This is a genomic window from Peribacillus sp. NPDC055009, assembly GCF_053608705.1.
On the sequence record NZ_JBSGVZ010000041.1, the window covers coordinates 1 to 8,890 of the forward strand.

Here is an 8,890-nt window from a genome sequence, read left to right on the forward strand (position 1 = left end):
AATGGTTGTATCTTTCGGATATTCCGCATCTGTATGATTAAATTCTTTTAATAATTGGTTCTTTTCTTCTTCTAATAATAGCTCTAATTCTGATATTTTCTGATTATAATTTACTAGTACTGATTTGAAAACATTAAAAAAGCTATCAGTCAAAATCCTGACATCAAACTCGGAAAGCTGTTTTTTGTTATAGATAACCTTTATGTTACTTGATTCATTTTGAGTTGATTCAAGTATAAATGATAATTGATTTTTGCTTGAACTTAGTATATAGTCAATATCTTTTTCCTGATGTAACCCCTTCATTGATATATTTATCGGCGTTAGTTCCATCAAATTATTGATATTTTCATCTTGTAATATCTTTGTATTTAAATAGGATTGATTCTTATATATTTGCAGCATTTCACCCTTAATGCTCATCATGTAGTTCGAAAATGATTGATCATAATCTATATGAGATGTTAACGGTAATACTTTATTTAACATCACTCTTCCTACAGGCCTATAACAAGGAATACCAATGGTGATATCTTTTTCAGACAAATATTTTGATAAACTAACCTTGAATGCCGATACGATAAAAGTAAAAGATAAAAGATCATTATCTTTACATATTTCTTTTAGCCTGTCACAATAACATTTATCAATGGTGATTTCATACTGACCTGCTTCATGTGAATCTTCCCCATGACCCCATGTGTTTCCTTCGCTATTTTTTGCTATATGAATCGCTTCTCTCCAATATTGAATTGGATCATGTTCTTTCATTTCCTTCATAATATCTCTTAACCACCTATCTAAACATATAATTCTTAACGCTTGGTGTGAAACATCCATGTAAAATTTTCCAGTTGGAGTCTTTGTGGGCATGCGCTCCACCCAAAGATGAAACGATTATTCGTGTTTCGTAAGGGAAACAGCTGATCATGCCCACTACTCCATTTAGAACAGATTCTTTATGTCTACAAGGAATTCATAACTAAATGAACTTGCTCATCGCAATTCGATATATTAGAAAAGTCGAAAATGCTCCTATAACGAGAAATGTTCAAATAAATCCAACTCTAATTTTGGATCATTATTCTTTAAGTTTTTCAACTCTATATTGTTTAATGTTACATTTCGATCATTGGTTATTGTTTTAAGGATGGAATCGTAATCCTCTAATAAAAATTCGATAGTCTCTTTATGGAACAGCTCTACACAATACGATAATACGATTTCAAGTGTTTTTGGATATTCTACTACTTCTAAATTTAGGTCAAACTTTGATATTTTGTTTTCCATTTTATAAGGTCTTAATATAAGACCATCCACTTTCATATCGCGATCTGATTCAATTGCTGCAATATCAAACATAACATCAAACAATGGGTTTCTACTTGTATCCCTTACTAAGTCTAGACTTTCAATTAACATTTCAAATTGGTAATTTTGATTTTCATGTGCATATAGAGAGTTTTCTTTTACTTCTTTTAAGAAATCCACATACATTTTATTTCCTTCAGGCTTATTTCTTAGCGCCAACGTATTTACAAACACTCCCATTATATTCTGAAGGTCTGCATGTGATCTTCCTGCTATCGGTATTCCGATTACGATATCTTTTTGTCCACTATACTTAGACAGCAGTATATAAAACCCTGATAGTAACACCATATGCATCGTTGTTCCTGTTTCTTTAGCAAGATTTCTCAATTGTTCTGTAGTCTTTTCATCTACTTCAAAACTTAAAGTATCACCTGCAAAACTTTGAGTGGCCGGCCTTTCATAATCACCAGGGAAATTTAATACAGGTATCCCCTCTCTAAACATATTTAACCAATACTTTTCTTGTTTTTTCATTTCTTCTGATTTCAAGAATTTATTCTGCCACTCTGCAAAGTCCTTATACTGCAATTTTAATGGTTGTAATTCTCTTCTTTTATATAACTCGATAAACTCATTCACTAAAATACCGCCAGATACTCCATCTGATATGATGTGATGCATATCTATCAATAAATATGTTTTTTCTTCACTCTCTACCATTTCTACTCTTAATAGTGGTGCTTTACTTAAATCAAATGGCTTTATGAATTTATTTATGATCGCATCTAGATCTGCGCTTTCTTGTCTGATCTCTAACTTAAATTCATAAGAATGATCAATTATTTGTACGATTTCATCTTGATTCGTTTCAAAAGAAGTTCTTAATGCTTCATGTCTTTGAATCAGTTTCTTAAATGTTTCTTCTATTCGTTTAATATTAATATTTCCATCTAACTCAAACGCCGTTGGCATATTGTAAGCTGTGCTATCTTTATCAAATTGCTGCAGCATGTACATTCTCTTTTGTGCGGATGAAGCTAAATATATATCCCCATATTCTATTTTCTCTATTTTTGAGTGAACATTTTCCTCTTGACCTTCTAAAAATTCACTTAGTTCTTTTATTGTTGGTAGACTAAATATCTCGTTTAGTGGTATTTCTTTATTCAATACTTTATGAATCTTTGATAAAAGAATGGTAGCTTTTAGAGAATGACCTCCAAGCTCAAAAAAGTTATCATTAATTCCTATTTCTTCTATTCCTAATACTGCACTCCATAATTCTGCTAGAACCTTTTCTAATTCACTTCTTGGCACCTCATATTCATTGGTCTTTTCTGCTACATTCGGTTCTGGAAGTGCTCTTCTATTAAGTTTTCCATTAGGAGTTAACGGCATCTTTTCAATTTGAACAAAATAAGAAGGAATCATATATTCTGGTAGGCTTCCTCGTAAAAGATCCCTTAATTTCAAATCTTTTATTTCTTTATCACTTACCACATACACACAGATATACTTTTCATTTTCTTTATCTTCTTTTACCACAACTGCTGCTTCCTTCACTTCATCATGCTGCAGTATTCGGTTCTCGATTTCTCCAAGCTCGATTCTAAAGCCCCTTATTTTCACTTGATTGTCTATTCTTCCCACAAACTCTATATTTCCATCAGGCAGCCATTTTGCTAGGTCCCCAGTTCTATAAATTTTCTTTCCTGGTTCAAAAGGATTTTCTACGAATTTTTCTGCTGTTAATTCTGCTCTATTTAAATATCCTCTTCCTACACCATCCCCGCCAATACATAATTCGCCTTCAACTCCTATAGGCATTTGTTTATCCTTATTTAATATATAGATGCTTGTATTACTGATTGGTCTGCCAATTGTTATTTTTTCATCTTGTTCTAGAAGTTTTATTGTTGACCATATTGTTGTCTCTGTTGGTCCATATACATTGTAAATTTTTGTATGATTGTACTTATTCCACTTATTAAATAAACTTGATGCTACCTCTTCTCCGCCTACTAATACTAATTTCAAATGATTAATGGATTCTTGAAAATCTTCATTTTCCAACAGTATATTCAATCTTGAAGGGGTGCTTTGCATGACTTCTATCTTATTTTCATCCATAATTCTTGCCAGTTTCTTACCATCAACACTTTCTTCGCTGCTTGCAATTACAACCTTTAATCCATTTGTTAATGGTACTAGGGTTTCTAGTCCAAAGATATCAAAGCATAATGTTGTAATACATAATATATTTTGATATGAATTCAATTTAGTTTCTTGCTTTATTCCATGGATAAAATTATTTACCTGTTGTTGTTCTATCATTACACCTTTAGGCATACCTGTTGATCCTGACGTATAAATAACATATGCTAAATCTTTAAAACTATTGATTTTCTCTGGATTTCTTGATTCTCCACACAATAAGTCACAGTTAAATAAATCCAGAACAGATCCTTTAAACTTCACCATATCTAGTAAACTTGTCTCACTTAGTATTATCTGGCACTTACTGTCTTCTAACATATATTCTATTCTTTCCCTTGGATACGTTGGATCAATAGGTAAATATGCCCCTCCTGATTTCAAAATACCTATTATTCCTATTATCATCTCAAGAGATCTTTCCACCATTATCCCTACTATTGTATCAGCTTTAACTCCTCTATTTCGTAACTCTATTGCAAGTCTATTAGCTCTTTCATTCAACTCTCTATAAGTTAACTTTTTATCTTCAAATACAATGGCAATATGATCGGGTGTTTTTTCCACCTGTTCCTCAAATAATTGCTGTATCGTTTTTCCCTTGGGATAATCAGCTTTTGTATTATTGAACTCATATAATAGTTGGACCTTTTCTTCTTCTGTTAACAGGTCTATTTGATTTAGTTCTACTTCCGTATTATCCATTACATTTTCTAATACTCTAATAAAATGTTTGCCTAATCTTTCTATTGTTTCTTTATTAAATAATTTTGTACAGTACTCTAAAGTAAAGCGTAATGTTTTGTCCGATTGTGTTACATTCAATGTTAAGTCGAACTTAGATGTCCTGTATTCATCATTATATTTTTTCAATATAAATCCATCGAATTCATTCATACTTTCCGTTTCTATGTCAACCATATTGAACATGACATCAAACATTGGGTTTCTACTAGCAGCTCTTCTCACATCTATCTTTTCTATTAATGCTTCAAATGGATAACTTTGATTTTCATATGCCTTAATAGAATTCTCTTTTACCTCTTTAAAGAATTCTGTAAATTTCTTACCACCCTCTGGTTTCATCCTTAATGCCAATGTATTTAGAAATATACCCATTATATTTTGGAGATCTGCATGAGATCTTCCAGCCACCGGTACACCGATTACGATATCCTCTTGCCTGCTGTATTTAGATAGTAATATATAAAATGCTGATAGTAATACCATATGCATGGTTGTTCCTGTTTCTTTTGTAAGCTCTTTTAATTGTTCGATCAGTTTTTCATCCAACTCAAACCCTACATTATCACCTTCGAAACTTTTAATGGCTGGTCTTTTATAATCAGTAGGGATATTTAATACTGGTATTTCATCACCAAAGATATTTAACCAATACTCTTCTTGTCTTTTCATTTCTTCCGAATTTAAGAACTTATTCTGCCACTCTGCAAAGTCTTTATACTGTAGCTTTAGTGGTTTTAATTCGTTCCCGTTATATAACTCTATAAACTCGTTTATTAAAATATTACAAGATACTCCATCTGAAATAATATGATGCATATCTATCAGTAAGTATGTTTTATCTTTACTCTCCACGAGTTCCACTCTTAATAATGGAGCTTTACTTAAATCGAATGGTCTTATGAAGTTATTTAAGATCGTATCTATATCTTCGTTTTCTTGTCTTACCTCTAACTTAAATTCATAAGAATGATCGATTCTTTGTACAATTTGATCTTCATTCATTTCAAAATAGGTTCTTAATGCTTCATGTCTTTTAACAAGTTTCCTAAATGTGTCTTCTATTTGTTTTTTATTAATATTTCCATTTAACTCAAATGCTATTGGCATATTATAAGCTATGCTATTCTTGTCAAACTGCTGCAGCATATACATTCTTTTTTGGGCAGATGATGTTTCGTAATTCCCTTCATCGCTTATTTTTTCTATTTCAAGGAAAATACTCTCTTTCTCATTTTCAACAAATGCACTTAGCTCTTTTATTGTTGGTGACTCAAAGATCTCTTTAAGTGGCACAGTTTTGTTCAATTCTTTATGAATTTTTGAAATAAGTACTGTGGCCTTTAATGAATGTCCTCCAAGCTCAAAAAAGTTATCATTTATACCTATATTGCTTACACCTAATACAGCCTGAAATATTTGAACTAATTTTTCTTCCATTTCATTTCTTGGTGCCTCGTATTCTGCTCCAGTAAGAACTTCACCTTCTGGATCTGGTAAGAATTTTCTATCTGTTTTTCCATTAGACGTTAATGGCATTTCCTCCAGCTTTATAAAGTATGACGGTACCATATAGTCTGGTAAGGACTTTTTAAGGTTTTCTCTTAGTTCTCCTGCGCTATACTCTTCTTTCCCCACATAATAGGCACATAGATACTTATTTTCATTCTCACCTTTATCTATTACGATTACTTCTGTGATACCTTCTACTTTTAACAGGCTGTTCTCAATTTCTCCAAGTTCTATTCTAAAGCCTCTTATTTTAACTTGAAAATCGATTCTGCCTAGATATTCTATATCTCCATTATGAAGTAATCTAGCTTTGTCACCAGACCTATATATTCTTTCCTCTATTCTGTAAGGGTTCGTTACAAACTTTTGCTGGGTCAGTTCCTTCCTATTTAAATAGCCCCTTGCAACCCCATCGCCGCCAACACAAAGCTCTCCTGGGACACCCACTGGTAAAAGTCTTAAATTTTCATCCATTATATAGGCAGTTAGTGTAGGGATAGGCTTTCCTATATTACTTACCCCTTCGTTTATTTCTTTTTCTCCAATTTCTTTATAGGTTACATGAACGGTTGTTTCTGTTATTCCATACATATTAATCAATTTTGTTTCAGGATATTTTTTTATCCATTCTCTTAACATTTTCGGCTTTAATGCTTCTCCACCGAATATGACATATCTTAAATTCAGTTCTTTTTCACTGTGTGCTAGTTCTTTATTCATGAGGCTATAAAAAGGAGTTGGAATTTGATTTAAGACTGTAACCTTTTCTTTTTTTAGGATTTTTAAAAATCCCTCTGTATCCATGGCTACCACTTTTGGAACCAAAACCAGCTTTCCTCCATATAACAATGCTCCATACATTTCCCAAACAGAAAAATCAAAGCAATAGGAATGAAACATTGTCCAAACATCTTTTTCATTAAAATCGAATTTCTTTTTATTATTAAACAATAACCTTACCACGTTCTTATGTTCAATCATTACACCTTTAGGATTGCCTGTAGTTCCAGATGTATAAATAATATACGCTAAATTCTGTGGAGTATTTACTAGATTTAGATTACTTGAATCTCCTTCAAATAAATCGTTATCCAATAAATCGATCATATCTACATCCGTTTCTATATGATCAGCTAGCCCTTTTGTAGTTAATAATATTCTGGTTTGACTATCCTGTAACATATATTCTATTCGATCCTTTGGATAGTCTGGATCCATAGGCAAGTATACTCCGCCAGCCTTTAATATAGCCATGATTCCTACGATCATTTCAATAGAACGATCTGCCATGATCCCTACAATAACTTCAGGTCCTGCACCTTTTTCTCTTAAGACTCTAGCCAAGGAATTAACCCGTTTATTAAGTTCTTTATAAGTTAGCTCTTGATCGCCAATTACTACAGCAATATGATTTGGTGTCCTTTTTACTTGTTCTTCAAAAAGTTCGTGTATCGTTTTGTTTCTTGGATAATCTGCTACTGTATCATTAAACTCTGTCAAGAGCATATCATTCTCATCTTTGCTTAGTATTTCAATATCCTTAAGTTTAATCTCCACATTTTTTGTGATTTCTTTCACGATGTTTACGAAATGACTTACCATTCTTTCTATCGATTCATGCTTATATAGGCTGGTTGAATAACTTAAATCGATGTTTATCTCATGTTCTCCTTCTATCGCGGTCATGGTTATGTCAAACTTTTCAACATCGACGCTAAAGTGATAGGGTTTAAAGGTTAATTCTTCTATCTCCAATTTCGCTTCATCCATGTTTTGTAATACAAACATCACATCAAATAAGGGATTACTATTTAAATCTCGATTGACAGTTACTTGATCTACTAAATCTTCAAATTGATAATCTTGGTTTTCATAAGCACTTAATGTCTTTTCTCTTACGGATTCCAAATATTCTATAAAATTTAACTTACTATCTACACTCGTTCTTATAGCTAACGTATTTACAAACATACCAATTATATTTTCTAAATCTCTATGATTTCTTCCAGCTATTGGGGTTCCAACAACAAAATCTTCTTGTCCACTATATTTTGCTAGGAAAATATTAAAGCTCGCTAATAACACCATATGCAAGGTGCTTCCAGTTACTTTTGCTGCACTTCTTAACTTTTGAGTTATTTCTTTATCCAGTGTGAAAGATTCACTACTTCCACTAAAATCGATTTTTGATCGTCTTGAGTAATCAGTAGGTAAATTTAATACCGGCAGCTCTCCACTAAATTCCTTGAGCCAATATTTTTCCTGTTTTCTATACTCCTCACTTTCTTTTTTCTTCAATTGCCATGCCGAGTAATCCTTATATTGCACTTTAAGTTCTTCTAAGTCTTCTCCAGCATATAGCTTGCTAAATTCTTTAGCTAAGATGCTCATAGAGAACCCGTCTGATATGATATGATGCATATCAAACAGCAGAATATGTCTGTCTTTCTCTAGACTTAGCAGAGAAACTCTTAGTAACGGGGCCTTCTCTAAGTCAAATGACTTTATGAATTCAATCGCTTTTTCTTTTACTTCTTCCTCGTTCTCGACTTTTATCTTTTCTACTCTGAACTCCATTTCTTCTGATTTATGCAATTTTTGTACGATCATATTCTCTTTTGCATGAAAACTTGTTCTTAATGCTTCATGTCTCTCAATTAACTTTGTAAATGTTTCTGTTAATCTAGCAATATCCAGATTACCCGATATATCTAGGCCTCCCAGAATATTATAGGCAATACTATCTCTATCAAACTCTTGCAACATATACATTCTTTTTTGTGCTGAGGATGCTTCATAGTATTCCTTTTCCTCTACTGTTGTTATTTTTGTATAAATAGTTTCTTCCTTATCTTCTATAAATGCACTTTGTTCTTTTATGGTCGGCAACCCAAATAGATCTTTAAGCGGTATATCTTTATTCAATGCTTTATGAATTTTTGATTGAAGTACTGTGGCTTTTAGAGAATGGCCTCCAAGGTCAAAAAAGTTATCATTTATTCCTACTTTTTCTACTTTTAATACTTCACTCCAGACCCTTGCCAAAGCTTCTTCTACTTCATTTCTTGGTGCTTCATATTCATTTGTCATTGCTTCTAAGTTCGGT

The 8,890-nt window shown here is 32.3% G+C and carries 2 protein-coding genes; both read right to left on the minus strand.

The features are described 5' to 3' along the window. A partial coding sequence (locus ACWF5P_RS27005; RefSeq protein WP_452445542.1) for a condensation domain-containing protein occupies positions 1 to 873 on the minus strand: 873 nt, incomplete at its 3' end. Between the two features lie 162 nt (positions 874 to 1,035). Further along, a complete protein-coding gene (locus tag ACWF5P_RS27010) occupies positions 1,036 to 8,874 on the minus strand; it encodes an amino acid adenylation domain-containing protein (RefSeq protein ID WP_452445543.1) in 7,839 nt (2,612 codons plus the stop codon). Positions 8,875 to 8,890: the final 16 nt, after the last annotated feature.